A 24710-nucleotide genomic window follows, 5' to 3' on the forward strand; every position below is an offset into this window, starting at 1 on the left:
GATGTCTGCACACGCACTGCCCCAGCCTCTGACCGTTCACATCGACCTGGGGGACCGCAGTTACCCCATCCGGATCGGCCAGGGGCTGCTGGACGATCCCGCCACCTGGGACGGTTTGCCCAGCGCGGCGGCAGCGTTGATCGTGACCAACGACGTGGTCGGCCCCTTGTACGCCGAACGCCTCCGGCTTGCCTTGGCCGGCCGCTACGGCCAGGTGCACGTCGTCGAACTGCCCGATGGGGAAGCCCACAAGACCTGGGACTCGCTCAACCTCATTTTCGATGCCCTGCTGTCGCGCGCCTGCGACCGCAAAACCGTGTTGTATGCCCTGGGGGGCGGGGTGGTGGGCGACATGACCGGCTTTGCCGCGGCCTGTTACATGCGGGGGGTGCCCTTCGTGCAGGTGCCCACCACCTTGCTGGCCCAGGTGGATTCCTCGGTGGGGGGCAAGACCGCCATCAACCACCCCTTGGGCAAGAACATGATCGGGGCGTTCTACCAGCCCTTGCGGGTGGTGTGCGACCTGGACACGCTCCAGACCTTGCCCGAGCGCGAATTGAGCGCCGGGTTGGCCGAGGTCATCAAGTACGGGCCGATCGCCGACCTGGATTTTCTCGATTGGATCGAAGCCCAGATGCCGGCGTTGCGCGCACGCGACCCGCTGGCACTGGCCCAGGCGGTGCGCCGCAGTTGCGAGATCAAGGCCGGGGTGGTGGGCCAGGACGAAAAGGAATCGGGTCTGCGCGCCATCCTGAATTTTGGCCACACCTTCGGCCACGCCATCGAGGCGGGCATGGGCTATGGGGCGTGGTTGCACGGCGAGGCCGTGGGCTGCGGCATGGTGATGGCCGCCACCTTGTCGGCCCGGCTCGGCCTCTTGCCCCTTGCCGATGTGGAGCGCATCGCGCGGCTGGTGGCCGCTGCCGGGCTGCCGGTGCGCGCACCGGTGCTGGCGCCCGAGCAGGCCAGTCGCTTCTTGGAACTGATGCGCGTCGACAAAAAGGCCGAGGCCGGCGAGATCAAGTTCGTGCTCGTCAACGGCCAGGGCGCCGCGGTCGTGCGCGGTGCGCCGGATGCCGTGGTGGCCGAGGTCATCGATGCTTGCACCGGCTGACGGTTTGCAGCCTCTGCGGTCCTGTGCCTGTGACCCGGCGGCCAGCCGGGGGCGGCGCCACCCGGAAGCGCCGGCACCCACCCGCAATGCCTTCCAGCGCGACCGCGACCGCGTCATCCACTCCACGGCCTTCCGCCGCCTGGTCTACAAGACCCAGGTCTTCCTCAACCACGAGGGCGACCTGTTCCGCACCCGGCTGACGCACTCCCTGGAGGTCGCGCAACTGGGGCGGAGCATTGCCCGCAGCCTGGGGCTGAACGAGGACCTGGTCGAGGCGATCGCACTGGCCCACGACCTGGGGCACACCCCCTTCGGCCACGCCGGGCAGGACGCTTTGAACGCCTGCCTGCACGAGGACCCCGAGGCGCCTGGCGAAGACGACGCCCAGTCCGGGCCGCGCGGGGGCTTCGAGCACAACATGCAAAGCCTGCGGGTGGTGGACGAACTGGAGGAACGCTACCCGGCCTTCGATGGTTTGAACCTGTGCTTTGAAACCCGCGAGGGCATTTTGAAGCACTGCTCCCGCGCCAATGCGCAGTGGCTGGAGGCGCGCGAGCCGGGTGGGGTGGGGGCGCGCTTCCTGAGCGGGCAGTCGCCCTCGCTGGAGGCGCAGTTGGCGAATCTGGCCGATGAGATCGCCTACAACGCCCACGACATCGACGACGGCGTGCGTTCGGGTTTGCTGAGCCTGGAGCAACTCGAAGCCGTGCCCCTGTTCGACCAATACCGGCAGGCGGTGCTGCGTGAACATCCCTCACTCAAGGGGCGGCGCGTGCTGTTCGAGGCCATCCGCCGCATGCTGAGTGCCCAGGTCTACGACGTGATCGACGCGACCCGCGAGGCGGTGCGGGCGGCGGGGGTGGAGACCCTGGCGGACGTGCGGGCCCATGCCCCGCTGCTGTGTTTCTCGGCGGAGATGCGCCAGGCCTCGTCGGATTTGAAGCGTTTTCTGATGCTCAACCTGTACCGGCACCCGCAGGTGATGGACACCACCGGCCGGGCACGGCAGGTCGTGGCCGACCTGTACCGCGCCTACCGTGCGGCGCCCCAGGAGATGCGCGGCGCAGCGCCCGGTGCGAGTGCCTGGATCTGGCGCCGCCGCGTGGCCGACCACATCGCGGGCATGACCGACCGCTTCGCCATCCGCGAACACGAGCGGTTGACCGGGCAGCGCCTGTTCGCCTGAAGGAGGCTCGCTTGTCCCCGATCCCGGCCACTGCCTCGACCGATGGGCTGCGCGATCCCCGGCGCACCGCCGCCCTCATCGTGGCGGTGGGGGTGTTCAGTGCCTTGCACGTGGGTAAGTTGCCGCCGGCGATTCCGGTGTTGTCGCGCGAATTGGGCCTGACGCTGGTGCAGGGTGGGTTTTTGCTCGCCTTGATCCAGATGGCAGGAATGGGGCTGGGTGCGGTGGCCGGCATGCTGGCCGACCGCTTGGGGCCGCGGCGGGTCATGCTGTCGGGCTTGGGACTGCTGGGCCTGGGCAGTGCCTTGGGGGCCGCCGTGCCGAGCCCGGGCGCTTTGCTCGCGACCCGTGCCCTGGAGGGCTTGGGGTTTTTGCTGGCGGTCTTGCCCGCACCCGGCCTGTTGCGGCGCGAATTGCATGCCCCGGCGGTGCTGAACCAGGCGCTGGGTTTCTGGGGGGCTTACATGCCCATCGGGGCGGCCACGGCCCTCTTGCTGGGCCCCTGGGTCTATGCGGAATGGGGCTGGCGTTGGGGCTGGACCGCCCTGGCGGCCGGCACCTGGTTGTGCGCGTTGTGGGTGTGGCGCTGGGTGCCGGCCGACCCCGCGCACGGCCCGGCCCGCGGGCCGGGGATGTGGGTGCGTCTGTCCGATACACTGACCTCGGCCGGCCCCTGGCTGGTGGCCCTGGCGTTCTTGATGTATTCGGGCCAATGGCTGGCGGTGGTGGGGTTTTTGCCCACCATCTACACCCAGGCGGGCTGGTCGCCCGGGGCGGTGGGGCTGTTGAGTGCCACGGCGGCCGGTGTGAACCTCACAGGCAACATCGCTGCGGGCCGCTGCCTGGCCGCGGGCGTGCTCCCCGTCACCCTCCTGGGCTGGGGCTATGCGTGCATGGCCGCCGGCGCCTTCTGGACTTTCCAAGGCTGGGGCGGTGCGGCCGCGCAGTTCGTGGCCGTGCTGGTGTTTTCGGCGGTGGGCGGCCTGATTCCCGGCACCCTGTTTGCCCTGGCCGTGCGCCTGGCGCCAGGGGCGCACGCGGTGTCCACCACGGTGGGCTGGGTGCAGCAGCTGTCGTCCCTGGGGCAGTTTGTCGGGCCGCCGCTGGTGGCCTGGCTGGCCGGATGGGTGGGTGGCTGGCACCTGACCTGGACCGTGAACCTGGCCTGTTGTGCGGCAGGGGGGCTGCTGGCGCTGGCGCTGCAGCGGCGCCTGACAGCGCCCGGGCGTTGAGGGCCGGGCCATGGCGCGTTTGTCCCGTTTGACGCTGGCCGAAACGCTGCACCAGGTGGTGTGGCGGGGCAACAATGGCCAAGCGGTGTTCCTCGACGTGCCCGACCGCGAGCGCTTTCTGGCATTGCTGGCCGAACAGGCCGCGCGCGAGCGGATCCGGCTGCATGCCTATGTGCTGCTCGACAATGCGGTGCACCTGCTGATGACACCCACCAACGACACCGGTGTGCCGCGCCTGATGCAGGCGGTCGGGCGCAGCTACGTGCGTTGGTTCAACCAGCGCCACGGGCGCAGCGGCACCTTGTGGGAGGGGCGTTACCGTTCCACCTTGCTGGAGGCGGAGACCTACCTGCTGCCCGCCATGGTGGCCGCGGACCTGGCGCCTGTGCGCGCCGGTGTGGTGCATGCACCGGAGGCGTACCCGTGGTCCAGCCACGCGCACTACATCGGTTTGCGGCAGGACCGTTGGCTGACCCCGCACCCCCTGATGTGGGCCTTGGGCAACACCCCTTTTGCCCGCGAAGCTGCCTACGCGGAGCGGGTGCGCCTGGGTGTGAGCGAGGCGATCCGGGCGCGCCTGCTCGACGCCACCCTGAAAGGCTGGGCCTTGGGTGCCGAGCCTTTCTTGCAGCTGGTGCAGGAGCGGTCCGGGCGGCGCCCCAGCAAGGCCAGGGCAGGGCGCCCGGTGAAGCCGCTGGCAGCGCCTGCCGGCGATCCTTCTGATCCCCCCGGTCATTGATGTGTCCCCAATTAAATTGAAGCGGTCGTTCGAATGATTTTAATTTTCATCCGACCCCAATTAATTTTCTTGGCATTGTTGTTGCATTGCACTATGCTTCGCACACTTGTCATCAGTCTCAGGAGTTTGGTGTGACCCAATCCAACGAAATCGCCGCGCTGCAACAGCAAGGTCTGTACAGCGCTGCCAACGAACACGACGCTTGTGGCGTGGGCTTTGTGGCCCACATCAAGGGCCAGAAGAGCCACGCCATCGTCGGCCAAGCCCTGAAGATCCTGGAAAACCTGGACCACCGGGGCGCCGTGGGTGCCGATCCGCTGATGGGCGACGGCGCCGGTCTGCTGATCCAGCTGCCCGACCAGCTCTACCGCGAGGAGATGGCAAAACAGGGCGTGGCGCTGCCGCCCGCCGGTGAGTACGGCGTGGGCTTCCTGTTCCTGCCCAAGGAACACGCTTCCCGCCTGGCGTGCGAGCAGGAGATGGAGCGCGCCATCAAGGCCGAGGGCCAGGTGCTGCTGGGCTGGCGCGACGTGCCGGTCAACCGCGACATGCCCATGAGCCCGGCCGTGCGCGAGAAAGAGCCGATCATGCGCCAGGTTTTCATCGGCCGCGGCAACGATGTCATCGTGCAGGACGCGCTGGAGCGCAAGCTGTACGTGATCCGCAAGACCGCCAGTGCCAACATCCAGGCGCTCAAGCTCAAGCACAGCAACGAGTACTACATCCCCTCGATGTCCAGCCGCACCGTGGTCTACAAAGGCCTGCTGCTGGCCGACCAGGTGGGCACCTACTACCTGGACCTGCAAGACCCGCGTTGCGTTTCCGCCATCGGTCTGGTGCACCAGCGCTTCTCGACCAACACCTTCCCCGAGTGGCCGCTGGCCCACCCCTACCGCTACGTGGCGCACAACGGTGAAATCAACACCGTCAAGGGCAACTACAACTGGATGAAGGCGCGCGAAGGCGTGATGTCGTCCCCGGTGCTGGGCGAAGACCTGCAGAAGCTCTACCCGATCAGCTTTGCCAGCCAGTCCGACACCGCCACCTTCGACAATTGCCTGGAACTGCTGACCATGGCCGGCTACCCCATCAGCCAGGCCGTGATGATGATGATCCCCGAACCGTGGGAGCAGCACACCACCATGGACGAGCGCCGCAAGGCCTTCTACGAGTACCACGCCGCCATGCTGGAGCCGTGGGACGGCCCGGCTTCGGTGGTGTTCACCGACGGCCGCCAGATCGGCGCCACGCTGGACCGCAACGGCCTGCGCCCGGCCCGCTACTGCGTGACCGACGACGACTTCGTGATCATGGGTTCCGAGTCCGGCGTGCTGCCGGTGCCCGAAAACAAGATCGTGCGCAAATGGCGCCTGCAGCCGGGCAAGATGTTCCTGATCGACCTGGAACAGGGCCGCATGATCGACGACGAGGAGCTGAAGACCCAACTGGCCAACAGCAAGCCCTACAAGCAGTGGATCGAGAACCTGCGCATCCGCCTGGACGACGTGACCCAGCCGGTGGCCGGTGAACTGGACGTGCAGCCGATGGTGGAAGAGTCCTCGTCCGCCGCGGTGGACAGCACCTCGCCTTCGCTGCTGGACCGCCAGCAGGCCTTCGGCATGACGCAGGAAGACATCAAGTTCCTGATGGCGCCCATGGCCCAGAACGGCGAGGAAGGCATCGGCTCCATGGGCAACGACAGCCCGCTGGCCGTGCTGTCGAGCAAGAACAAGCCGCTGTTCAACTACTTCAAGCAGTTGTTTGCCCAGGTGACCAACCCGCCGATCGACCCGATCCGCGAAGCGATCGTGATGTCGCTGGTGTCCTTCATTGGCCCCAAGCCCAACCTGCTGGACATCAACCAGGTCAACCCGCCGATGCGCCTCGAGGTGTCCCAGCCCGTGCTGGACTTCAAGGACATGGCCAAGCTGCGCGCCATCGAACAGACCACCCAGGGCAAGTTCAAGAGCGCCACGCTCGACATCACCTACCCGGTGCTGTGGGGCAAGGAAGGCGTGGAGGCCAAGCTGGCTTCGCTGTGCGCCGAGGCCGTGGACGCGATCAAGGGCGGCCACAACATCCTGATCCTGAGCGACCGCAACGTCGGTGCCGCCAACGTCGCCATTCCGGCGCTGCTGGCCCTGTCGGCCGTGCACCAGCACCTGATCAACGTGGGTCTGCGCACCTCCGCCGGCCTGGTGGTGGAAACCGGTTCTGCCCGCGAGGTGCACCACTTCGCCGTGCTGGCCGGCTACGGCGCCGAGGCCGTGCACCCCTACCTGGCCATGGAAACCCTGCAGGCCATCCACCAGGACCTGCCGGGCGACCTGTCGGCCGAGAAGGCGATCTACAACTACATCAAGGCGATCGGCAAGGGCCTGTCCAAGATCATGTCCAAGATGGGCGTGAGCACCTACATGTCCTACTGCGGCGCGCAGCTGTTCGAAGCCATCGGCATCAACGCCGAGACGGTGGAGAAGTACTTCACCCGCACCCCGACCCGCGTGGAAGGCATCGGCGTGTTCGACATCGCCGAAGAGGCCATCCGCACCCACAAGGCCGCTTTTGGCGACGACCCGGTGCTGGCGAACATGCTGGACGCCGGCGGCGAGTACGCCTGGCGTGCCCGCGGCGAAGAGCACATGTGGACGCCGGATGCGATTGCCAAGCTGCAACACTCCACCCGCGCCAACAACTGGAACACGTACAAAGAGTACGCCCAGATCATCAACGACCAGACCAAGCGCCAGCTGACCCTGCGCGGCCTGTTCGAGTTCAAGCTGGACCCGGCCAAGGCCATCCCGGTCGAGGAGGTGGAATCCGCCAAGGAGATCGTCAAGCGTTTCGCCACCGGCGCCATGTCGCTGGGCTCGATCTCCACCGAAGCCCACGCCACCTTGGCCGTGGCCATGAACCGCATCGGCGGCAAGAGCAACACCGGTGAAGGCGGCGAAGACCCGGCGCGTTACCGCAACGAGCTCAAGGGCATCCCGATCAAGAAGGGCGAGTCCCTGGCCTCCATCATCGGTGCCGACAAGGTCGAAGCCGACATCCCGCTGCAAGACGGTGACAGCCTGCGTTCGCGCATCAAGCAGGTGGCGTCCGGCCGCTTTGGCGTGACCGCCGAGTACCTGGCCTCTGCCGACCAGGTGCAGATCAAGATGGCGCAGGGCGCCAAGCCAGGTGAGGGCGGCCAGCTGCCGGGCGGCAAGGTCTCCGAGTACATCGGCTTCCTGCGCCACTCGGTGCCGGGCGTGGGTCTGATCTCCCCGCCGCCGCACCACGACATCTACTCGATCGAGGACTTGGCCCAGCTGATCCACGACCTGAAGAACGTGGCCCACACCGCCAGCATCTCGGTCAAGCTGGTGTCGGAAGTGGGCGTGGGCACCATCGCCGCGGGCGTGGCCAAGTGCAAGGCCGACCACATCGTGATCGCCGGCCACGACGGTGGCACCGGTGCCTCGCCCTGGTCGTCCATCAAGCACGCGGGCGGTCCGTGGGAAATCGGCCTGGCCGAAACCCAGCAGACCCTGGTGCTCAACCGCCTGCGCGGCCGCGTGCGCGTGCAGGCCGACGGCCAGATGAAGACCGGCCGCGACGTGGTGATCGGCGCCCTGCTGGGTGCCGACGAATTCGGTTTCGCCACCGCACCGCTGGTCGTGGAAGGCTGCATCATGATGCGCAAGTGCCACCTCAACACCTGCCCGGTGGGGGTGGCCACGCAAGACCCGGTGCTGCGCAAGAAGTTCAGCGGCAAGCCCGAGCACGTGGTGAACTACTTCTTCTTCATCGCCGAAGAAGTGCGCCAGATTATGGCCCAACTGGGCATCCGCAAGTTCGACGACCTGGTGGGCCGCTCCGACCTGCTGGACGTGCGCAAGGGCATCGAGCACTGGAAAGCGCAGGGCCTGGACTTCGGCCGCCTGTTCGCGCAGCCGCAGGTGCCGGCCGATGTGCCGCGCCTGCACGTGGCCGAGCAGGACCACGGCCTGGACAAGGCCCTGGACAACGTGCTGATCGCCAAGAGCAAGGCCGCCATTGAAAAGGGCGAGAAGGTCCAGTTCATGGAAGTGGCGCGCAACGTGAACCGTTCCGTCGGCGCCATGCTGTCGGGCGCGGTCACCCGCGTCCACCCCGAGGGCCTGCCGGACGACACCATTCGCATCCAGCTGGAAGGCACGGGGGGGCAGTCCTTCGGCGCTTTCCTGTGCAACGGCGTGACGCTGTACCTGATCGGTGAAGCCAACGACTACACCGGCAAGGGCCTGTCGGGTGGCCGCATCGTGGTGCGCCCCAGCCTGGAGTTCCGCGGCACCGCGCACCAGAACATCATCGTGGGCAACACCGTGATGTACGGCGCCACCAAGGGCGAGGCCTTCTTCAGCGGCGTGGGCGGCGAACGCTTCGCCGTGCGCCTGTCGGGCGCCACCGCGGTGGTCGAAGGCGTGGGTGACCACGGCTGCGAATACATGACCGGCGGCACCGTGGCCGTGCTGGGCAAGACCGGCCGCAACTTCGCCGCCGGCATGAGCGGCGGCATCGCCTACGTGTACGACGAGGACGGCCAGTTCGCCAGCCGTTGCAACACCGCCCAGGTCGCACTGGACAAGGTGCTGTCCGCGACCGAGCAGAAGGCCATTGGCGATGTGGCGACCTGGCACCGTGGCCAGACCGACGAGGAGCAACTCAAGAAGCTGCTGGAAGATCACCACAAGTGGACCGGTTCCAAGCGCGCCCGCGAGCTGCTGGACCACTGGACCGAAGCCCGCGCCAAGTTCGTGAAGGTGTTCCCGACCGAGTACAAGCGCGCGCTGGGCGAAATCCACGCCAAGCAGCAGGCCAAGCCCGCCGCCAAGGCAGCCGTCGCGGCCAAGTAATCCACGTCAACGACAAGTTTTGGGGCGGCCTGCGGCAGGCCGCCCCGCAAAGGAATCGATCATGGGAAAAGTCACCGGCTTCATGGAGTATGAGCGCATCGAGGAAGGCTACAAGCCCGTTCCCGAGCGCCTGAAGCACTACAAGGAATTTGTCGTCACCCTGGACGACGCACAGGCCAAGGTGCAGGGCGCGCGCTGCATGGACTGCGGCACGCCGTTCTGCAACAACGGCTGCCCGGTCAACAACATCATTCCGGATTTCAACGATCTGGTCTACCACGGCGACTGGAAGAACGCCATCACCGTGCTGCACAGCACCAACAACTTCCCCGAGTTCACCGGCCGCATCTGCCCCGCACCGTGCGAAGCCGCCTGCGTGATCAACGTCAACGGCGACGCCGTCGGCATCAAGTCGATCGAACACGCGATCATCGACAAAGCCTGGGAAAACGGCTGGGTGCAACCCCAGCCGGCCAAGGTCAAGACCGGCAAGAAAGTGGCCGTGGTGGGCTCCGGCCCGGCCGGTCTGGCCGCCGCCCAGCAGTTGGCCCGCGCCGGCCACGACGTGACCCTGTTCGAGAAGAACAGCCGCATCGGTGGCCTGCTGCGCTACGGCATCCCCGACTTCAAGTTCGAGAAGTCGCACATCGACCGCCGCGTGGCCCAGATGGAAGCCGAAGGCGTGGTGTTCAAAACCTCGACCCTGATCGGCACCCTGCCCGAGGGCAGCAAGGTCACCAACGACGCGAAGACCACCATAAGCGCCGAGCAGCTGAAGAAGGACTTCGACGCGGTGCTGCTGACCGGCGGTTCCGAGCAAAGCCGCGACCTGCCGGTGCCCGGCCGCGACCTGGACGGCATCCACTTCGCGATGGAGTTCCTGCCGCAGCAGAACAAGGTCAACGCCGGCGACAAGCTCAAGGGCCAGCTGCGCGCCGATGGCAAGCACGTCATCGTGATCGGTGGCGGCGACACCGGCTCCGATTGCGTCGGCACCAGCACCCGCCATGGCGCCATCAGCGTGACCCAGTTCGAAGTGATGCCGCAGCCGCCCGAGCAGGAGAACAAGCCGCTGGTGTGGCCGTACTGGCCGCTGAAGCTGCGCACCAGCTCCAGCCACGACGAAAGTGCCGAAAAAGGCATTTTGGCGCGCGAGTTCGCCATCTCCACCAAGGAATTCATCGGCAAGAACGGCAAGCTGACCGGCCTGAAGACCGTGGGCGTCGAGATGAAGGACGGCAAGCTGGTCGAGATCGCCGGCACCGAGAAGGAATACAAGGCCGACCTGGTGCTGCTGGCCATGGGCTTCGTGAACCCGGTGGCGACCGTGCTCGACGCCTTCGGCGTGGACAAGGACGCCCGCGGCAACGCCAAGGCCAGTGACGCCTTCACCGGCGGCTACGCCACCAGCGTGGACAAGGTCTTCGCCGCCGGCGACATGCGCCGGGGCCAGTCGCTGGTGGTCTGGGCGATCCGCGAAGGCCGCCAGGCCGCGCGCGCGGTGGACGAGTTCCTGATGGGGGCGTCCGACCTACCGCGCTGAGCGCCCTGGGGAATCCCCTATGATACGAAGGCCGGTTCGCCGGCCTTTCTTTTTGAACCCGCATGTCCACCACCGCCCTCGTCCAATTGCGCGATCTCACCTTCGGGTACGGAGATCGCTTGATCCTGGACCGGCTCAGCCTGGACATCCCCCGTGGCAAGGTCACGGCCCTCATGGGCGCGTCGGGCGGGGGCAAAACCACCGTGCTGCGCCTGATCGGCGGGCAATACCGGGCCCAGTCGGGCAGCCTGCGCTTCGACGGGCAGGAGGTGTCGTCCATGGACACCGCTGGCCTGTACCGCATGCGCCGGCGCATGGGCATGCTGTTCCAGTTCGGGGCCCTGTTCACCGACCTGAGCGTGTTCGACAACGTCGCTTTTCCGCTGCGCGAGCACGCCGGCCTGCCGGAAGAACTGGTGCGTGACATCGTCTTGATGAAGCTGGACGCGGTGGGCCTGCGCGGCGCGCGCGACCTGATGCCGTCGGAAATTTCCGGGGGCATGGGCCGGCGCGTGGCCCTGGCCCGCGCGATCGCGCTGGACCCGGAGCTGGTCATGTACGACGAACCCTTCGCCGGTCTGGACCCGATTTCCCTGGGCACGGCGGCGCGCTTGATCCGCCAGTTGAACGACGCCATGGGCCTGACCAGCATCCTGGTGTCGCACGACCTGGACGAGACCTTCCAGATCGCCGACCACGTGATAGTGCTCGCCAACGGGCGCGTGGCCGCCCAGGGCACGCCCGAGGAGGTGCGCCTGAGCACCGACCCCCTGATCCACCAGTTCGTGCACGCCGAGCCCGAGGGGCCGGTGCACTTCCACTATCCGGCCGCCAGCGCCGCCGACGATTTCGGCCCTGGGAGGCGCGCATGAGCCGTTCCGGTTTGGTGGCCATCGGCTACGCGGTGCGGCTGAAACTGGCCGACATCGGTTACGCCACGCGCCTGATGTGGCGCTTGTGGTGGTGCCTGGGCACGGTGTTGCGCCGCTTCGGCCTGGTGCGCGAGCAGGTCCACTTCCTGGGCAATTACTCGCTGGCCATCATCGGCGTGTCGGGACTGTTCGTCGGCTTCGTGCTGGCCTTGCAGGGTTATTACACCTTGCAGCGCTTCGGTTCGACCGAAGCCCTGGGCCTGCTGGTGGCCCTGAGCCTGGTGCGTGAACTGGGGCCCGTCATCGCGGCCCTGCTGTTCGCCGGGCGCGCCGGCACCTCGCTCACCGCCGAAATCGGTCTGATGAAGGCCGGCGAGCAGATCAGCGCCATGGAGATGATGGCGGTGGACCCGATCGCGCGCATCCTGGCGCCGCGTTTCTGGGCCGGCATCGTGGCGCTGCCGGTGCTGACCGCGGTGTTCAGTGCCGTGGGCATCGTCGGCGGCTGGCTGGTGAGCGTGCCCATGCTGGGCGTGGACGGCGGCTCCTTCTGGAGCCAGATGCAGGCCGGCGTGGACGTCTGGAGCGACGTGGGCAACAGCGCGGTGAAAAGCCTGGTGTTCGGCGTGGCCGTGACCTTCATCGCCTTGTTGCAGGGCTACGTGGCCCAGGCCACGCCCGAGGGTGTGTCGCGCGCGACCACGCGCACGGTGGTGATGGCTTCTTTGACGGTGCTGGGCCTGGACTTCGTCCTGACCGCGCTGATGTTCGGCATTTGAATGGAGGAGGGTGTGCATGCAACGCTCCGCTAAAGACCTGTGGGTGGGTTTGTTTGTGCTGCTGGGCGCGCTGGCCCTGTTGTTCCTGTCGCTGCAGGCGGCCAACCTGCTCAACCTGAGTTTCGAGTCCAGCTACCGGGTGACCGCGCGCTTCGACAACATCGGCGGCCTCAAACCCAAGTCGGCGGTGCGCAGCGCCGGCGTGGTGGTGGGGCGGGTCGAGTCCATCGCCTTCAACGACCAGACCTTTCAGGCCGACGTGGTCATGGCGCTGGAATCGCGCTATGGTTTCCCCAAGGACAGTTCGCTGAAAATCCTCACCAGCGGCCTGCTGGGCGAGCAGTACGTGGGCATCGAGGCCGGCGGCGCGGACGGCAACTGGGCGGCGGGTGACGTGATCACCCAGACCCAGTCGGCCGTGGTGCTGGAAAATCTGATCGGTCAGTTTTTGTTCAACAAGGCCGAAGAGGCCGGTGCGCCGGCGGCATCGGCCCCGGCGGGCCAGTGAGCGGCGTGCCGCCATCGGAGGGAGTTTGCATGAACCAACACACACCACGTTCCTGGCTTGGGGTCTTGTGCCTGTGCCTCGGCCTGCTGGCCGGTTGCGCCACCGGGCCCAACGCCCACCCGCAAGACCCGCTGGAGCCGTTCAACCGCGGCGTGTCCGAATTCAACGAAGGGCTGGACAAGGCGGTGCTCAAGCCCGTGGCCACCGCTTACCAGGAGGTGGCGCCCAGCCCGGTGCGCACCGGGGTGCACAACTTCTTCAACAACCTGCGCGACGTCTGGTCCTTCGTCAACGCGCTGTTGCAGGCGCGTCCGGCGGAGGCGGCCGAGAACTTCATGCGCTTCAACGTCAACACCTTCCTTGGCTTGGGTGGTGTGTTCGACATCGCCAGCGAAATGGGCATCCCGCGCACCACGCTGGATTTTGGCCACACCCTGGGCCGCTGGGGCGTTCCCTCGGGCCCCTACCTGGTGTTGCCGGTGTTCGGTCCGTCTTCAGTGCGTGACACCGCCGGCCTGGTGGTGGACCAGCAGGGCGATGTGCTGACCCAGGGCGTGGACCACGTGCCCACCCGCAACAGCGCCATCGGCCTGCGCGTGACCGACACCCGCGCCAACCTGCTGCGCGCCGGCGAACTGCTCGATGAAGTCGCGCTGGACAAATACAGTTTCACTCGCGATGCCTACCTGCAACGGCGCGAATCACAGATCCGCGGCAACGGTGCCCAGCCCGAAGAACGTTACGACGAATGAAACCCCGGTGACCGGGTGTAACGGTGCGGAACCCCCGTGCCACACCGGGTCCCAAGCAGGGACGCCAGCCCACCGCTAGCCGCCCTTTTGAAGGAAAACCAACCATGACGACCCCCACCCAGAATGCCTTGACCGACCGCCGCCAGTGGCTGGCGCTGGCCGCGGCCGCTTCGGTCGGTCTGGCCTGGCCGCTCGGGGCCTTGGCCGTCGAGGCCCAGGAGGCCCCCGATGCGCTGATCCAGCGCGTGGCCGGCGAGGTGTTTGCCGCGGTCAAGGCCGATGCGGCCATCCAGGCCGGGGACATCAACCGGGTCGCCCAGTTGGTCGATGCCAAGCTCATGCCCCACCTGAGCTTCACCCGCATGACCTCGTCGGCCGTGGGCCGTTCCTGGCGCCAGGCCACACCCGAACAGCGCCAGCGCCTGCAGGCCGAATTCAAGACCCTGCTGGTGCGCACCTACTCCGGCGCCCTGGGCCAGGTCAAGGACCAGACCCTGGTGCTGCGCCCCTCGCGCTTCACCCCGGCCGACACCGAAGTGGTGGTGCGTTCCGAAGTGCGTGGCCGCGGCGATCCGATCCAGCTCGACTACCGGCTGGAAAAAACCGCCACGGGCTGGAAGGTGTACGACATCAACGTCCTTGGGGTCTGGCTGGTGGACACCTACCGCGGCCAGTTCGCCCAGGAAATCCAGGCGCGGGGCATCGATGGCCTGATTGCCGCCCTGAGCGAACGCAACCGCGGCAACGCGGCCAAGTCCTGAGCCTGTGCCGAGCATGCCGCTGCCGCCCTTGCCGCCGCGCCTGACCCATGCCGAGGCCTCTGCCTACCTGGACCGCTGTGTCGCCGCGGCCCGCGCTGGCGGCATGTCCACCGGCGTGGCGTGGCAGCTCGACGCGAGTGCCTTGGCCGACTTCGATTCGTCCGCCCTGGCCGTGCTGCTGGCCCTGCGCCGCCGGGCGCTGGCCGCGGGGGGCCACCTGCAGGTGCTGGGTCTGTCGGCCCGTTTGCGCGACCTGGCGGCCCTGTACGGTGTGAGCGAATTGCTGCCCGCGTAAAATGCTGGGCCCATGTCCGCCGTCTCTTTCCAAAGCGTTTCCAAACATTACCCCACCCCCCGAGGCGAGCTGCATGCCCTCAAGGGGGTGAGTTTTGACATCGAGCCCGGTGAGTTCTTTGGCTTGCTGGGTCCCAACGGGGCCGGCAAGACCACCCTCATCAGCATCCTGGCCGGCCTGACCCGCGCCAGCGGCGGCCGGGTGACGGTGCACGGTGCCGATGTGCAGGCCGATTACGCCCAGGCCCGCCGCCAACTGGGCGTGGTGCCACAGGAGCTGGTGTTCGACCCCTTCTTTACCGTGCGCGAGGCGCTGCGCTTCCAGTCCGGCTACTTCGGCATCCGCGACAACGCCGCCTGGATCGACGAACTGCTCGAAGGCCTGGGCCTGGCCGACAAGGCCGCTGCCAACATGCGGCAGCTCTCGGGCGGCATGAAGCGCCGGGTGCTGGTGGCGCAGGCGCTGGTGCACAAGCCGCCGGTCATCGTGCTCGATGAGCCCACCGCCGGCGTGGACGTGGAACTGCGCCAGACGCTGTGGCAGTTCGTCTCGCGCCTGAACAAGCAGGGCAGCACCGTGCTGCTCACCACCCACTACCTCGAAGAAGCCGAGGCCCTGTGCGGCCGCATCGCCATGCTCAAGCAAGGCGAGCTGGTGGCGCTGGAAAAAACCTCCGACCTGCTGCAGCGGGCCTCGGCCAATGTGCTGCGCTTCAAGACCGACCACCCCCTGCCGGCCGATCTGGCGGCGCAGGCGCGCGTGACCGGGCGCTTTGTGCAACTGCCCGCGCCCGACGCGCTGGCGGTCGAGCGCATCCTGGCGCGGGTGCGCGAAGCCGCCGTGCCGGTGGAGGACATCGAGATCAGCAAGGCCGACTTGGAAGACGTGTTCCTCGACCTGACCGGCAGCAAACCCGCAGAGGAGGTGGCGCGATGAGCGGCTGGCAGACCCTGTTCCACAAGGAAATCCTGCGTTTCTGGAAGGTCGGTTTCCAGACCGTGGCCGCGCCGGTGATGACCGCCATCCTCTACCTGATGATCTTCGGCCACGTGCTGGAGGAACACGTCAAGGTCTACGGCACGGTCAGCTACACCGCCTTCCTGCTGCCCGGCCTGGTGATGATGAGCGTGCTGCAGAACGCCTTTGCCAACAGCTCGTCCAGCCTGATCCAGAGCAAGGTCATGGGCAACCTGGTGTTCGTGCTGCTCACCCCGCTGTCGCACCGGGCCTGGTTCGTGGCCTATGTGGGCTCGTCCATCGTGCGTGGCCTGGTGGTGGGGCTGGGGGTGCTGGCGGTCACCGTCTGGTTCACCGACCTCACCTTCGTGGCACCGGGGTGGATCGCGGTGTTCGCCCTCCTGGGCGCCGGGTTGCTGGGTTCGCTGGGCGTGATCGCCGGGCTGTGGGCCGAAAAATTCGACCAGATGGCCGCCTTCCAGAACTTCATCATCATGCCGATGACCTTCCTCAGCGGCGTGTTCTATTCCATCCATTCCCTGCCCAGCTTCTGGCAGCGGGTCAGCCACCTCAACCCCTTCTTCTACATGATCGACGGCTTCCGTTACGGCTTCTTTGGTCAGGGCGACGTGTCGCCCTGGGTCAGCCTGGCCGTGGTGGGGGCCTCGTTCGCGGGCGTGGCCGGCCTGGCCCTGCACCTGCTGAAAACCGGCTACAAGATCCGGCACTGACATGACTTCCGACGAACTGCATTCCCTCATCGCCAGCGGCCTGGCCTGCGAGCACCTGGAGGTGTCCGGCGATGGCCGCCACTGGGCCGCCGTCATCGTGTCACCGGCGTTCGAGGGCAAGCGCCCGATCCAGCGCCACCAACTGGTCTACGCCACCCTGGGCCAGCGCATCCAGAACGACGAGGTCCACGCCCTGTCGATGAAGACCCACACCCCGGCCGAATGGGCCACCTTGAACGGCTGAGCCATGGACCAACTGCGAATTGTGGGCGGCAAGCCCCTGCATGGCGAGGTGACCGTTTCCGGCGCCAAAAACGCCGCCCTGCCCGAACTCTGTGCCGCCCTGCTGACCGACCAACCGGTGATGCTGCGCAACGTGCCGCGCCTGCGCGACGTGGCCACCATGCGCAAGCTGCTGGAAAACATGGGCGTGCAGACCCAGGCCCACGGCGACCGCGGCGGCCTGACGTTGCACGCGCACGACCCCATCCACCCCGAAGCACCGTACGAACTGGTCAAGACCATGCGCGCCTCGGTGCTGGTGCTGGGGCCGCTGCTGGCGCGCTTTGGCCGTGCCAAGGTGTCGCTGCCCGGCGGTTGCGCCATCGGCTCGCGCCCGGTGGACCAGCACATCAAGGGCCTGCAGGCCATGGGGGCCGAGATCGTGGTCGAGCACGGCTACATGGTGGCGCAACTGCCCGCGGGCCGGACCCGTCTCAAGGGCGCGCGCATCACCACCGACATGGTCACCGTCACCGGCACCGAGAACTTCCTGATGGCCGCGGCCCTGGCCGACGGAGAAACCGTGTTGGAAAACGCCGCGCAAGAGCCCGAGGTGACGGACCTGGCCGAGATGCTGATCAAGATGGGCGCGAAGATCGAAGGCCACGGCAGCAGCCGCATCCGCATCCAGGGCGTGGAGCGCCTGGACGGCTGCGACCACGCCGTGGTGGCCGACCGCATCGAGGCCGGTACTTTCCTCTGCGCCGTGGCCGCCACGGGTGGCGAAGCCGTGCTGCACCACGCGCGCGGCGACCACCTGGACGCGGTGATCGACAAGCTGCGCGACGCCGGCGTGGCGGTGGACGAGGTGCCCGGTGGCCTGCGCGTGGCTTCGCCTGGTGCGGCCCAACTGAAGGCGCAAACCTTCCGCACCACCGAATACCCCGGTTTCCCGACCGACATGCAGGCCCAGTTCATGGCCCTGAACGTGGTGGCGCAGGGCGCCAGCAGCGTGACCGAAACCATTTTCGAAAACCGCTTCATGCACGTGCAGGAGCTGCAGCGCCTGGGCGCCAAGATCCACATCGACGGCCGCGTGGCCCTGGTCGAAGGGTTGGACGGGAGCGGCCGCTTGTCTGGTGCCACGGTGATGGCGACCGACCTGCGGGCTTCGGCCAGCCTGGTCATCGCCGGCCTGGTGGCTGAGGGTGAAACCGTGGTGGACCGCATCTACCACCTGGACCGCGGCTACGACCAGATGGAAGTGAAACTGCGCGCCCTGGGCGCGGACATCGAAAGAATCCAATGAGCCAGGCCATGATCACCTTGGCCCTGTCCAAGGGCCGCATTTTCGAAGAAACCCTGCCCTTGTTGGCGGCCGCCGGCATTGAGGTGCTGGAAGACCCGGAAAAGTCGCGCAAGCTGATTTTGCCCACCAACCGGCCCGACGTGCAGGTGGTGCTGGTGCGCGCCTCCGACGTGCCCACCTACGTGCAGTACGGCGGCGCCGACATGGGCGTGTGCGGCAAGGACACCCTGCTGGAGCACGAGGCCGAGTGGGGCGGTGCCGGCAACGTCGGCCTGTACCAGCCGCTGGATTTGAAAATTGCCAAGTGCCGCATGAGCGTGGCCGTGCGGGCCGACTTCGATTACGCCAATGCGGTGCGCCAGGGTGCGCGCCTGAAGGTGGCGACCAAGTACGTGGCGATTGCGCGCGACTTCTTCGCCAGCAAGGGCGTGCACGTGGACCTGATCAAGCTCTATGGCAGCATGGAGCTGGCCCCGCTGACCGGTCTGGCCGACGCCATCGTGGACCTGGTGTCCACCGGCAACACCCTGAAGGCCAACCAGTTGGTGGAAGTGGAGCGCATCATGGACATTTCCTCGCGCCTGGTGGTGAACCAGTCCGCCTTGAAGGTCAAGCGCGCCGCGATCCGCCCGATCTTGGACGCCTTTGCCCAGGCCACCGCGGGCTGAGCCCGAAACACCGCCGGCGCTGGGGCCTTGCCCGCTGCGCTAAGCTCAGGGCTGCATCCCTTGCGTTGCAGCCTTTTGTCGTTTGATGGAACCGACCCCATGAAAGCCACCCCGCCCGCGTTGCGCACCACCGACGCCGACTTCGAAGCCCAGTTCCAGGCGCGGCTGCATTGGTCCGCCGACACCGACGCGGCCATCGAGCAGCGCGTGGCCGACATCCTGGCCGATGTGCGCACCCGTGGCGACACGGCCGTGCTGGACTACACCCAGCGTTTCGACGGCCTGAGCGCCAGCGGCATGGCCGAACTGGAGCTGAAGCAGCCCGAGCTGAAAGCCGCCTTCGATGGCCTGCCCGCCGTGCAGCGCGACGCCCTGCAGGCCGCCGCCGCGCGCGTGCGCCGCTACCACGAGGCGCAAAAGAAGGCCAGCGGCGAAAGCTGGAGCTACCGCGACGAGGACGGCACCTTGCTGGGCCAGAAGGTCACGCCGCTGGACCGGGTGGGCATTTACGTGCCCGGCGGCAAGGCGGCCTACCCCTCGTCGGTGTTGATGAACGCCATTCCGGCCCACGTGGCCGGGGTGCAGGACATCATCATGGTGGTACCCACGCCCCGGGGCGAGAAGAACCCGCTGGTGCTGGCCGCCGCCCACGTGGCGGGCGTCAGCCGCGCCTTCACCATCGGTGGCGCGCAGGCCGTGGCTGCCCTGGCCTACGGCACCGCCACCGTGCCCCCGGTGGACAAGATCACCGGCCCTGGCAACGCCTACGTGGCCAGCGCCAAGAAGCACGTGTTCGGCACCGTGGGCATCGACATGATCGCCGGCCCGAGCGAAATCCTGGTGCTGGCCGACGGCAGCACCCCCCCGGACTGGGTGGCGATGGACCTGTTTTCACAGGCCGAGCACGACGAGCTGGCCCAGAGCATTCTGCTGTGCCCGGACGAGGCGTACATCGCACAGGTGCAGGCGGCCATCGACCGTTTGTTGCCCACCATGCCACGCGCCGAGATCATCGCCAAAAGCCTGAACGGGCGCGGCGCCATGATCGTGACCCGCAGCATGGAAGAGGCCTGCGCCATCAGCAACCGGATCGCGCCCGAGCACCTGGAGGTGTCGTCGAACGAACCGCACCGCTGGGAGCCGCTACTCAAGCACGCGGGTGCCATTTTCCTGGGCGCCTACACCAGCGAAAGCCTGGGCGACTACTGCGCCGGCCCCAACCACGTGTTGCCCACCAGCGGCACCGCGCGCTTCAGCAGCCCGCTGGGCGTGTACGACTTTCAAAAGCGCAGCAGCCTGATCGAGGTGAGCGAGCAGGGCGCGCAAACCTTGGGCCAGATCGCCTCGGTGCTGGCGCACGGCGAGGGGCTGCAGGCCCATGCCCGCGCCGCCGAGTTGCGCCTGCGCTGATCCCCTTTTTTCCCACCACGGAGCACGCACATGACCAACCTGAATTGGAAACACCGCCTGCGCGGTTTGGGGGGCGGCCTGCTGGCCGGTCTGGCCGGTTTGCTCAGTGTGTCCGCCACCGCGCAGGTCGCGGCGCCGGCGCCGGTCGCGGTGGGTGGCGGCTGCCCGCCTTTGCTGCAGCACACCTTCCCGCGCCTGCAGGACGAAAAGCCGCAATCGCTGTGCCAGTACAGCGGTCAGGTGCTGCTGGTGGTCAACACCGCCAGTTACTGCGGTTTCACCGGCCAGTACCAGGGGCTGGAAGACCTGTACGCCCGCTATAAAGAGCGGGGCCTGGTGGTGCTGGGATTTCCCTCGGGCGACTTTTTCCAGGAAAAGAAAAGCAACGCCGACATCGCCGAATTCTGCGAAAACACCTTCGGCGTCAAATTTCCGATGTTCGCCAAGAGCTCGGTGCGCGGCTCGGGTGCCTCGCCCTTTTACAAGCAGCTGGCCCAGCAGAGCGGCGTGTCGCCGAAGTGGAACTTTTACAAATACCTGATCGGACGCGACGGTCGGGTGGCTGGCGCCTACGCCAGCAGCACCGGCCCGGACGACGCCCAACTGCTCCAGACCCTGCAGGCCGAACTGGCCAAGCCCGTGCCGGCGCGGCGTTGATCAGCCGGCCGCGAGGATCTCGCGCAGCGCCGCCACCAGGGCATCGCACTGCGCGTCCGTGCCCACGGTGATGCGCAGGAACTGGTCGATGCGCGGCTGCTTGAAATGCCGCACGATGATCGCCCGCTGGCGCAACGCGGCCGTCAAGGCGGCGCCGTCGTGCGCCGGGTGGCGCGCAAAGATGAAGTTGGCCGCCGACGGCAGCACTTCGAAGCCCAGCGCCGCCATGTCGGCCACCAGCCGTTCGCGCGTGGCCACCACCTGGGCGCAGCTGCGCTGGAAATGCGCTTCGTCTTTCACCGACGCCACGGCCCCCGCCAGTGCCAACCGGCCCAGCGGATAGGAGTTGAAGCTGTTCTTCACCCGTTCCAGCCCCTCGATCAAGGCCGGGTGTCCCACGGCAAAGCCCACCCGCAAGCCCGCCAGCGAACGGCTCTTGGAGAAGGTGTGCACCACCAGCAGGTTGGGGTAGCGGTCCACCAGGGCGATGGCGCTGTCGCCGCCAAAGTCCACATAGGCTTCGTCCACCAGCACCACCGCGTCGGGGTTGCCGGCCACGATGCGCTCCACCGCGTCCAGCGGCAGCAGCCGGCCGGTGGGTGCGTTGGGGTTGGGGAAGATGATCGCGCCGGCCTGCTCATCCTCCCGCGGCAGGTAGTCCTCGACGCGAATCGAATAGTCCTCGGCCAGGGGCACGGTTTGGTGCGCCACGCCGTACAGGCCGCAGTACACCGGGTAGAAGGAGTAGGTGATGTCGGGGAACCACAGCGGTCGCCCGTGGTTCAGCAGCGCCATGAAGGCATGTGCCAGCACCTCGTCCGAGCCGTTGCCGACGAAAATCTGGTTCGGCTTCACGCCGTGGCGCTGCGCCAGCGCGGCTTTCAGCGCGTCGGCGTTCGGGTCGGGGTAGAGCCGCAGCGCGTCGTCTGTGGCCGTGCGGATGGCCTCCAGCGCCAGGGGCGAAGGCCCATAGGGGTGCTCGTTGGTGTTGAGCTTGACCAGGTTGTCCAGTTTGGGCTGTTCGCCCGGAACGTAGGGGGTCAGGCCGTGGACGACGGCGCTCCAGAAGCGGCTCATGGGTGTATGCGTGAGAGGGCGGGGTCGCCTTGAAGGTGGATGGTATCATGCCCCCCTGATCAACACCCCCCAGAAGCGATAGCCCTCATGCGGCAAGCCGAAGTCACCCGCAACACCCTCGAAACCCGCATCACCGTGAGCGTCCACCTCGATGGCACGGGGCGCTCGCAACTGCACAGCGGTATCGGGTTTCTGGATCACATGCTGGACCAGATCGCCCGCCACGGGCTGATCGATCTGGCGGTGCAGTGCGAGGGCGACCTGCACATCGACGGCCACCACACGGTGGAAGACATCGGCATCACCCTCGGGCAAGCCTTTGCCCAGGCCGTGGGCGACAAGAAGGGCATCCGCCGCTACGGCCACGCCTACGTGCCGCTGGACGAGGCCCTGAGCCGCGTGGTGGTGGACTTTTCCGGGCGCCCGGGGCTGCACATGGACGTGCAGTTCACCGCAGGCAGCATCGGCCAGCTCGACACGCAACTGGTGTTCGAGTTTTTTCAGGGCTTCGTCAACCACGCCGGCGTGACCCTGCACATCGACAACCTCAAGGGCGTCAACGCGCACCACCAGTGCGAAACCATTTTCAAGGCCTTTGCCCGCGCCCTGCGCGCCGCGCTGGAGCTGGACCCGCGCCAAGCCGGTGTGATTCCTTCGACCAAAGGTTCCCTGTAACTCCGACACCGTGTTCACCCGCCTGAACCGTTCCGAACGATGAACCGACAGACCGTGGCCGTGGTCGACTACGGCATGGGCAACCTGCGCTCGGTGGCGCAGGCCGTCATCCACGCCGCCACCGCGGTGGACCATGTGGACGTGGTGGTCACGTCCGATCCCCAAGTGGTGCGCGACGCCCAGCGCGTGGTGCTGCCCGGCCAGGGCGCCATGCCCGACTGCATGGCCGAGCTGGAACGCTCCGGCCTGCGCGACGCGGTGCTCGAAGCCGCCGCCAGCAAGCCCCTGTTCGGCGTGTGCGTGGGCATGCAGATGTTGCTCGACCACAGCGAGGAGGGCGACGTCGCCGGCCTGGGCCTGATCCCGGGCGAGGTGGTGCGCTTCCGGCTCGAAGGCCAGATCCAGCCCGATGGCAGTCGCTACAAAGTGCCGCAGATGGGCTGGAACCAGGTGTTCCACGACCTGGGTCGCGGCCCCGTCCACCCGGTGTGGGCGGGTGTGCCCGACGGCACCCATTTCTACTTCGTCCACAGCTTCTACGCCCGGCCCGCCCAGGCCGCGCACAGCGTGGGCGAGAGCGACTACGGCAGCCGCTTCAGCTGCGCCGTGGCCCGCGACAACCTGTTTGCCACCCAGTTCCACCCCGAGAAAAGCGCCGACCAGGGCTTGGCCCTGTACCGCAATTTCCTCCACTGGAACCCCTGATCCCTTTCCCTGCCCGACCGTACCGCCATGCTGCTGATCCCTGCCATTGACTTGAAAGACGGCCAATGTGTGCGCCTGAAACAAGGCGACATGGACCAATCCACCGTGTTCGGTGAAGACCCGCCGGCCATGGCCCGACAATGGGTCAACAAGGGCGCGCGCCGCGTGCACCTGGTCGACCTCAACGGCGCCTTTGCCGGCAAACCCAAGAACGGCGACGCCATCAAAGGCATCCTGCAGGAAGTGGGCGACGAGGTGGACGTGCAGTTGGGCGGCGGCATCCGCGACCTCGACACCATCGAACGCTACCTCGACGCCGGCCTGCGTTACGTCATCATCGGCACCGCCGCGGTGAAGAACCCCGGCTTCCTGCAGGACGCCTGCACCGCCTTCCCGGGCCACATCATCGTCGGCCTGGACGCGAAAGACGGCAAGGTGGCCACCGACGGCTGGAGCAAGCTCACCGGCCACGAGGTGGTGGACCTGGGCAAGAAGTTCGAGGACTACGGCGTCGAGTCCATCATCTACACCGACATCGGCCGCGACGGCATGCTCTCGGGCATCAACATCGAGGCCACTGTCAAGCTGGCCCAGGCCCTGTCCATCCCGGTCATCGCCTCGGGTGGCCTGTCCAACCTCGACGACATTCGCCGCCTCTGTGCGGTGGAGGGCGAGGGTGTTGAAGGCGTGATCTGCGGCCGCTCCATTTACAGCGGCGACCTGGATTTCGAAGCTGCGCAGAAGCTGGCCGACGAGCTCAACGGTTGACCATGAGCCCCACGCCGGCCACCTGTCGCGACACCACGTTCGCGGGCCTGCCGGCCTGGGAGCTGACGCTGCCGCAGGGCGATCGCGCGGTGGTGGCGCAACAAGGGGCCCAGGTGCTGTCCTGGGTGTCGGGTGGGCGCGAGCGCCTGTACCTGAGCCCACGCAGCACCCTGGACGGTCGTGCCGCCATCCGTGGCGGCATTCCGGTGTGTTTTCCCCAGTTCAACCAGCGCGGGCCACTGCCCAAACACGGTTTTGCCCGGAACCTGGCCTGGGCATTCGATGCCGCCGACTTCACCGAAGACTCGGCCCTGTTGAACCTGGCTTTGGGCGACAGCGCCACCACGCGCCAGTGGTGGTCCCAGGTCTTCGAGGCCCGGGTGCGGGTGCTGCTCACGCCGAGCGCATTGCGCGTGGGCCTGGAGGTGCGCAACACCGACGCCCAGCCACTGGCTTTCACCGGTGCCTTGCACACCTACCTGGCCGTGGACGACGTGGCCCAGGCCCGTTTGTTCGGTTTGGGGGGACAGGCCGAATGGGATGCCGTGACGGACCAGCGCCGCCGTGCCGACCCCGAATTGCGCTTTGTGGGCGAATTTGACCGGGTCTATGCGGCTGCGCACGGGCCACTGGAATTGCAGGACGGGCCGCACGGGTTGGAGATCGAGCAGGACTTCGACTGGGCCGAAACGGTGGTTTGGAACCCCGGTGCCCACAAGTGTGTCGCGCTGCCCGACATGCCGACCGATGGCTGGCGGCGCATGCTGTGCGTGGAGGCTGCCCAAGTGTTCGAACCCATCGAGTTGGCGCCGGGTGAGCAATGGGTGGGTTCCCAGTGTTTGCGTGTGGTGTGAGGCCGAGACAGAACTT

Annotated in this window: 24 protein-coding genes; 23 read left to right on the forward strand and 1 reads right to left on the reverse strand. The window is 67.2% G+C overall.

What is annotated here, in order from left to right:
• Position 1: 1 nt before the first annotated feature.
• The 19 genes from aroB to CON77_RS03325 all read left to right on the forward strand — a co-directional run bounded on the left by aroB (position 2) and on the right by CON77_RS03325 (position 20615).
• Positions 2–1114, forward strand: coding sequence for a 3-dehydroquinate synthase (gene aroB, locus CON77_RS03235; protein ID WP_101047695.1), 1113 nt, complete (start codon positions 2–4; stop codon positions 1112–1114).
• Complete coding sequence (locus CON77_RS03240; RefSeq protein ID WP_232788385.1) at positions 1098–2300, forward strand: deoxyguanosinetriphosphate triphosphohydrolase; 1203 nt, start codon at positions 1098–1100, stop codon at positions 2298–2300. The genes aroB and CON77_RS03240 overlap by 17 nt, the downstream gene beginning before the upstream one ends.
• An 11-nt stretch (positions 2301–2311) precedes the next feature.
• Positions 2312–3532 carry an MFS transporter gene (locus CON77_RS03245; RefSeq protein ID WP_369407336.1) on the forward strand — a complete coding sequence of 407 codons (1221 nt, stop codon included), beginning with the start codon at positions 2312–2314 and terminating at the stop codon, positions 3530–3532.
• A 10-nt stretch (positions 3533–3542) separates the two neighbouring features.
• Entirely contained in the window at positions 3543–4271 is a 729-nt protein-coding gene (locus tag CON77_RS03250; protein ID WP_101047697.1) for a transposase, read from the forward strand.
• Between the two features lie 131 nt (positions 4272–4402).
• Complete coding sequence (locus CON77_RS03255; protein WP_101047698.1) at positions 4403–9151, forward strand: glutamate synthase-related protein; 4749 nt, start codon at positions 4403–4405, stop codon at positions 9149–9151.
• Between the two features lie 61 nt (positions 9152–9212).
• Positions 9213–10694, forward strand: a complete 1482-nt coding sequence (locus CON77_RS03260; protein WP_101047699.1) for a glutamate synthase subunit beta — start codon at positions 9213–9215, stop codon at positions 10692–10694.
• 62 nt (positions 10695–10756) lie between these two features.
• A complete protein-coding gene (locus CON77_RS03265; protein ID WP_101047700.1) occupies positions 10757–11566 on the forward strand; it encodes an ABC transporter ATP-binding protein in 810 nt (269 codons plus the stop codon).
• Positions 11563–12345, forward strand: a complete 783-nt coding sequence (gene mlaE / locus CON77_RS03270; protein WP_101047701.1) for a lipid asymmetry maintenance ABC transporter permease subunit MlaE — start codon at positions 11563–11565, stop codon at positions 12343–12345. Before CON77_RS03265 ends, mlaE begins: the two co-directional genes overlap by 4 nt.
• Before the next feature lie 16 nt (positions 12346–12361).
• Positions 12362–12853 (forward strand): outer membrane lipid asymmetry maintenance protein MlaD, encoded by a 492-nt coding sequence (gene mlaD, locus CON77_RS03275; RefSeq protein ID WP_101047702.1) that lies wholly within the window; start codon positions 12362–12364, stop codon positions 12851–12853.
• 29 nt (positions 12854–12882) lie between these two features.
• Entirely contained in the window at positions 12883–13605 is a 723-nt protein-coding gene (locus CON77_RS03280) for an MlaA family lipoprotein (RefSeq protein ID WP_101047703.1), read from the forward strand.
• A gap of 104 nt (positions 13606–13709) precedes the next feature.
• A complete protein-coding gene (locus CON77_RS03285) occupies positions 13710–14366 on the forward strand; it encodes an MlaC/ttg2D family ABC transporter substrate-binding protein (protein WP_101047704.1) in 657 nt (218 codons plus the stop codon).
• A gap of 13 nt (positions 14367–14379) precedes the next feature.
• Positions 14380–14661, forward strand: coding sequence for an STAS domain-containing protein (locus tag CON77_RS03290; RefSeq protein ID WP_101047705.1), 282 nt, complete (start codon positions 14380–14382; stop codon positions 14659–14661).
• A gap of 12 nt (positions 14662–14673) precedes the next feature.
• Entirely contained in the window at positions 14674–15597 is a 924-nt protein-coding gene (locus CON77_RS03295; protein ID WP_101047706.1) for an ABC transporter ATP-binding protein, read from the forward strand.
• A complete protein-coding gene (locus CON77_RS03300; RefSeq protein ID WP_101047707.1) occupies positions 15594–16349 on the forward strand; it encodes an ABC transporter permease in 756 nt (251 codons plus the stop codon). Before CON77_RS03295 ends, CON77_RS03300 begins: the two co-directional genes overlap by 4 nt.
• 1 nt (position 16350) lies before the next feature.
• Positions 16351–16593 (forward strand): BolA family protein, encoded by a 243-nt coding sequence (locus CON77_RS03305; protein WP_101047708.1) that lies wholly within the window; start codon positions 16351–16353, stop codon positions 16591–16593.
• A gap of 3 nt (positions 16594–16596) precedes the next feature.
• Complete coding sequence (gene murA, locus CON77_RS03310) at positions 16597–17880, forward strand: UDP-N-acetylglucosamine 1-carboxyvinyltransferase (RefSeq protein WP_101047709.1); 1284 nt, start codon at positions 16597–16599, stop codon at positions 17878–17880.
• An 8-nt stretch (positions 17881–17888) separates the two neighbouring features.
• Positions 17889–18548 (forward strand): ATP phosphoribosyltransferase, encoded by a 660-nt coding sequence (hisG, locus tag CON77_RS03315; protein ID WP_101047739.1) that lies wholly within the window; start codon positions 17889–17891, stop codon positions 18546–18548.
• Between the two features lie 99 nt (positions 18549–18647).
• The gene (hisD, locus tag CON77_RS03320) at positions 18648–19958 is read left to right on the forward strand and encodes a histidinol dehydrogenase (protein ID WP_101047710.1); all 1311 of its coding nucleotides are present in this window, start codon (positions 18648–18650) and stop codon (positions 19956–19958) included.
• Between the two features lie 30 nt (positions 19959–19988).
• Positions 19989–20615, forward strand: coding sequence for a glutathione peroxidase (locus CON77_RS03325; protein ID WP_101047711.1), 627 nt, complete (start codon positions 19989–19991; stop codon positions 20613–20615).
• Here CON77_RS03325 and hisC read toward each other — a convergent pair whose 3' ends face one another.
• On the reverse strand, positions 20616–21692 hold the full coding sequence (gene hisC / locus CON77_RS03330) for a histidinol-phosphate transaminase (RefSeq protein WP_101047712.1): 1077 nt from the start codon (positions 21690–21692) through the stop codon (positions 20616–20618).
• Between the two features lie 87 nt (positions 21693–21779).
• Here hisC and hisB point away from each other — a divergent pair, with 87 nt between their 5' ends.
• From hisB to CON77_RS03350, 4 genes are read left to right on the forward strand one after another with little or no spacing between them, the layout of a single operon-like run.
• Positions 21780–22367, forward strand: coding sequence for an imidazoleglycerol-phosphate dehydratase HisB (gene hisB / locus CON77_RS03335; protein ID WP_101047713.1), 588 nt, complete (start codon positions 21780–21782; stop codon positions 22365–22367).
• Between the two features lie 39 nt (positions 22368–22406).
• Positions 22407–23072: an imidazole glycerol phosphate synthase subunit HisH gene (gene hisH, locus CON77_RS03340; RefSeq protein WP_101047714.1), complete on the forward strand. Its 666-nt coding sequence runs from the start codon at positions 22407–22409 to the stop codon at positions 23070–23072.
• 27 nt (positions 23073–23099) lie between these two features.
• Positions 23100–23840, forward strand: coding sequence for a 1-(5-phosphoribosyl)-5-[(5-phosphoribosylamino)methylideneamino]imidazole-4-carboxamide isomerase (gene hisA, locus CON77_RS03345; RefSeq protein ID WP_101047715.1), 741 nt, complete (start codon positions 23100–23102; stop codon positions 23838–23840).
• Between the two features lie 2 nt (positions 23841–23842).
• Positions 23843–24694, forward strand: a complete 852-nt coding sequence (locus CON77_RS03350) for a D-hexose-6-phosphate mutarotase (RefSeq protein WP_101047740.1) — start codon at positions 23843–23845, stop codon at positions 24692–24694.
• Positions 24695–24710: the final 16 nt, after the last annotated feature.

The organism is Macromonas nakdongensis, from assembly GCF_002837145.1.
Taxonomy (GTDB): Bacteria; Pseudomonadota; Gammaproteobacteria; order Burkholderiales; family Burkholderiaceae_C; genus Macromonas_B; species Macromonas_B nakdongensis.

What these genes read in the sequence shown, in the direction of transcription:
- aroB (WP_101047695.1), top strand. Translation starts at nt 2, where the DNA reads ATGTCTGCACACGCACTGCCCCAGCCTCTGACCGTTCACATCGACCTG.
- CON77_RS03240 (WP_232788385.1), top strand. Translation starts at nt 1,098, where the DNA reads ATGCTTGCACCGGCTGACGGTTTGCAGCCTCTGCGGTCCTGTGCCTGT.
- CON77_RS03250 (WP_101047697.1), top strand. Translation starts at nt 3,543, where the DNA reads ATGGCGCGTTTGTCCCGTTTGACGCTGGCCGAAACGCTGCACCAGGTG.
- CON77_RS03260 (WP_101047699.1), top strand. Translation starts at nt 9,213, where the DNA reads ATGGGAAAAGTCACCGGCTTCATGGAGTATGAGCGCATCGAGGAAGGC.
- CON77_RS03265 (WP_101047700.1), top strand. Translation starts at nt 10,757, where the DNA reads ATGTCCACCACCGCCCTCGTCCAATTGCGCGATCTCACCTTCGGGTAC.
- mlaE (WP_101047701.1), top strand. Translation starts at nt 11,563, where the DNA reads ATGAGCCGTTCCGGTTTGGTGGCCATCGGCTACGCGGTGCGGCTGAAA.
- mlaD (WP_101047702.1), top strand. Translation starts at nt 12,362, where the DNA reads ATGCAACGCTCCGCTAAAGACCTGTGGGTGGGTTTGTTTGTGCTGCTG.
- CON77_RS03280 (WP_101047703.1), top strand. Translation starts at nt 12,883, where the DNA reads ATGAACCAACACACACCACGTTCCTGGCTTGGGGTCTTGTGCCTGTGC.
- CON77_RS03285 (WP_101047704.1), top strand. Translation starts at nt 13,710, where the DNA reads ATGACGACCCCCACCCAGAATGCCTTGACCGACCGCCGCCAGTGGCTG.
- CON77_RS03290 (WP_101047705.1), top strand. Translation starts at nt 14,380, where the DNA reads ATGCCGCTGCCGCCCTTGCCGCCGCGCCTGACCCATGCCGAGGCCTCT.
- CON77_RS03295 (WP_101047706.1), top strand. Translation starts at nt 14,674, where the DNA reads ATGTCCGCCGTCTCTTTCCAAAGCGTTTCCAAACATTACCCCACCCCC.
- CON77_RS03300 (WP_101047707.1), top strand. Translation starts at nt 15,594, where the DNA reads ATGAGCGGCTGGCAGACCCTGTTCCACAAGGAAATCCTGCGTTTCTGG.
- CON77_RS03305 (WP_101047708.1), top strand. Translation starts at nt 16,351, where the DNA reads ATGACTTCCGACGAACTGCATTCCCTCATCGCCAGCGGCCTGGCCTGC.
- murA (WP_101047709.1), top strand. Translation starts at nt 16,597, where the DNA reads ATGGACCAACTGCGAATTGTGGGCGGCAAGCCCCTGCATGGCGAGGTG.
- hisG (WP_101047739.1), top strand. Translation starts at nt 17,889, where the DNA reads ATGATCACCTTGGCCCTGTCCAAGGGCCGCATTTTCGAAGAAACCCTG.
- hisD (WP_101047710.1), top strand. Translation starts at nt 18,648, where the DNA reads ATGAAAGCCACCCCGCCCGCGTTGCGCACCACCGACGCCGACTTCGAA.
- CON77_RS03325 (WP_101047711.1), top strand. Translation starts at nt 19,989, where the DNA reads ATGACCAACCTGAATTGGAAACACCGCCTGCGCGGTTTGGGGGGCGGC.
- hisC (WP_101047712.1), bottom strand. Translation starts at nt 21,692, where the DNA reads ATGAGCCGCTTCTGGAGCGCCGTCGTCCACGGCCTGACCCCCTACGTT.
- hisB (WP_101047713.1), top strand. Translation starts at nt 21,780, where the DNA reads ATGCGGCAAGCCGAAGTCACCCGCAACACCCTCGAAACCCGCATCACC.
- hisH (WP_101047714.1), top strand. Translation starts at nt 22,407, where the DNA reads ATGAACCGACAGACCGTGGCCGTGGTCGACTACGGCATGGGCAACCTG.
- hisA (WP_101047715.1), top strand. Translation starts at nt 23,100, where the DNA reads ATGCTGCTGATCCCTGCCATTGACTTGAAAGACGGCCAATGTGTGCGC.
- CON77_RS03350 (WP_101047740.1), top strand. Translation starts at nt 23,843, where the DNA reads ATGAGCCCCACGCCGGCCACCTGTCGCGACACCACGTTCGCGGGCCTG.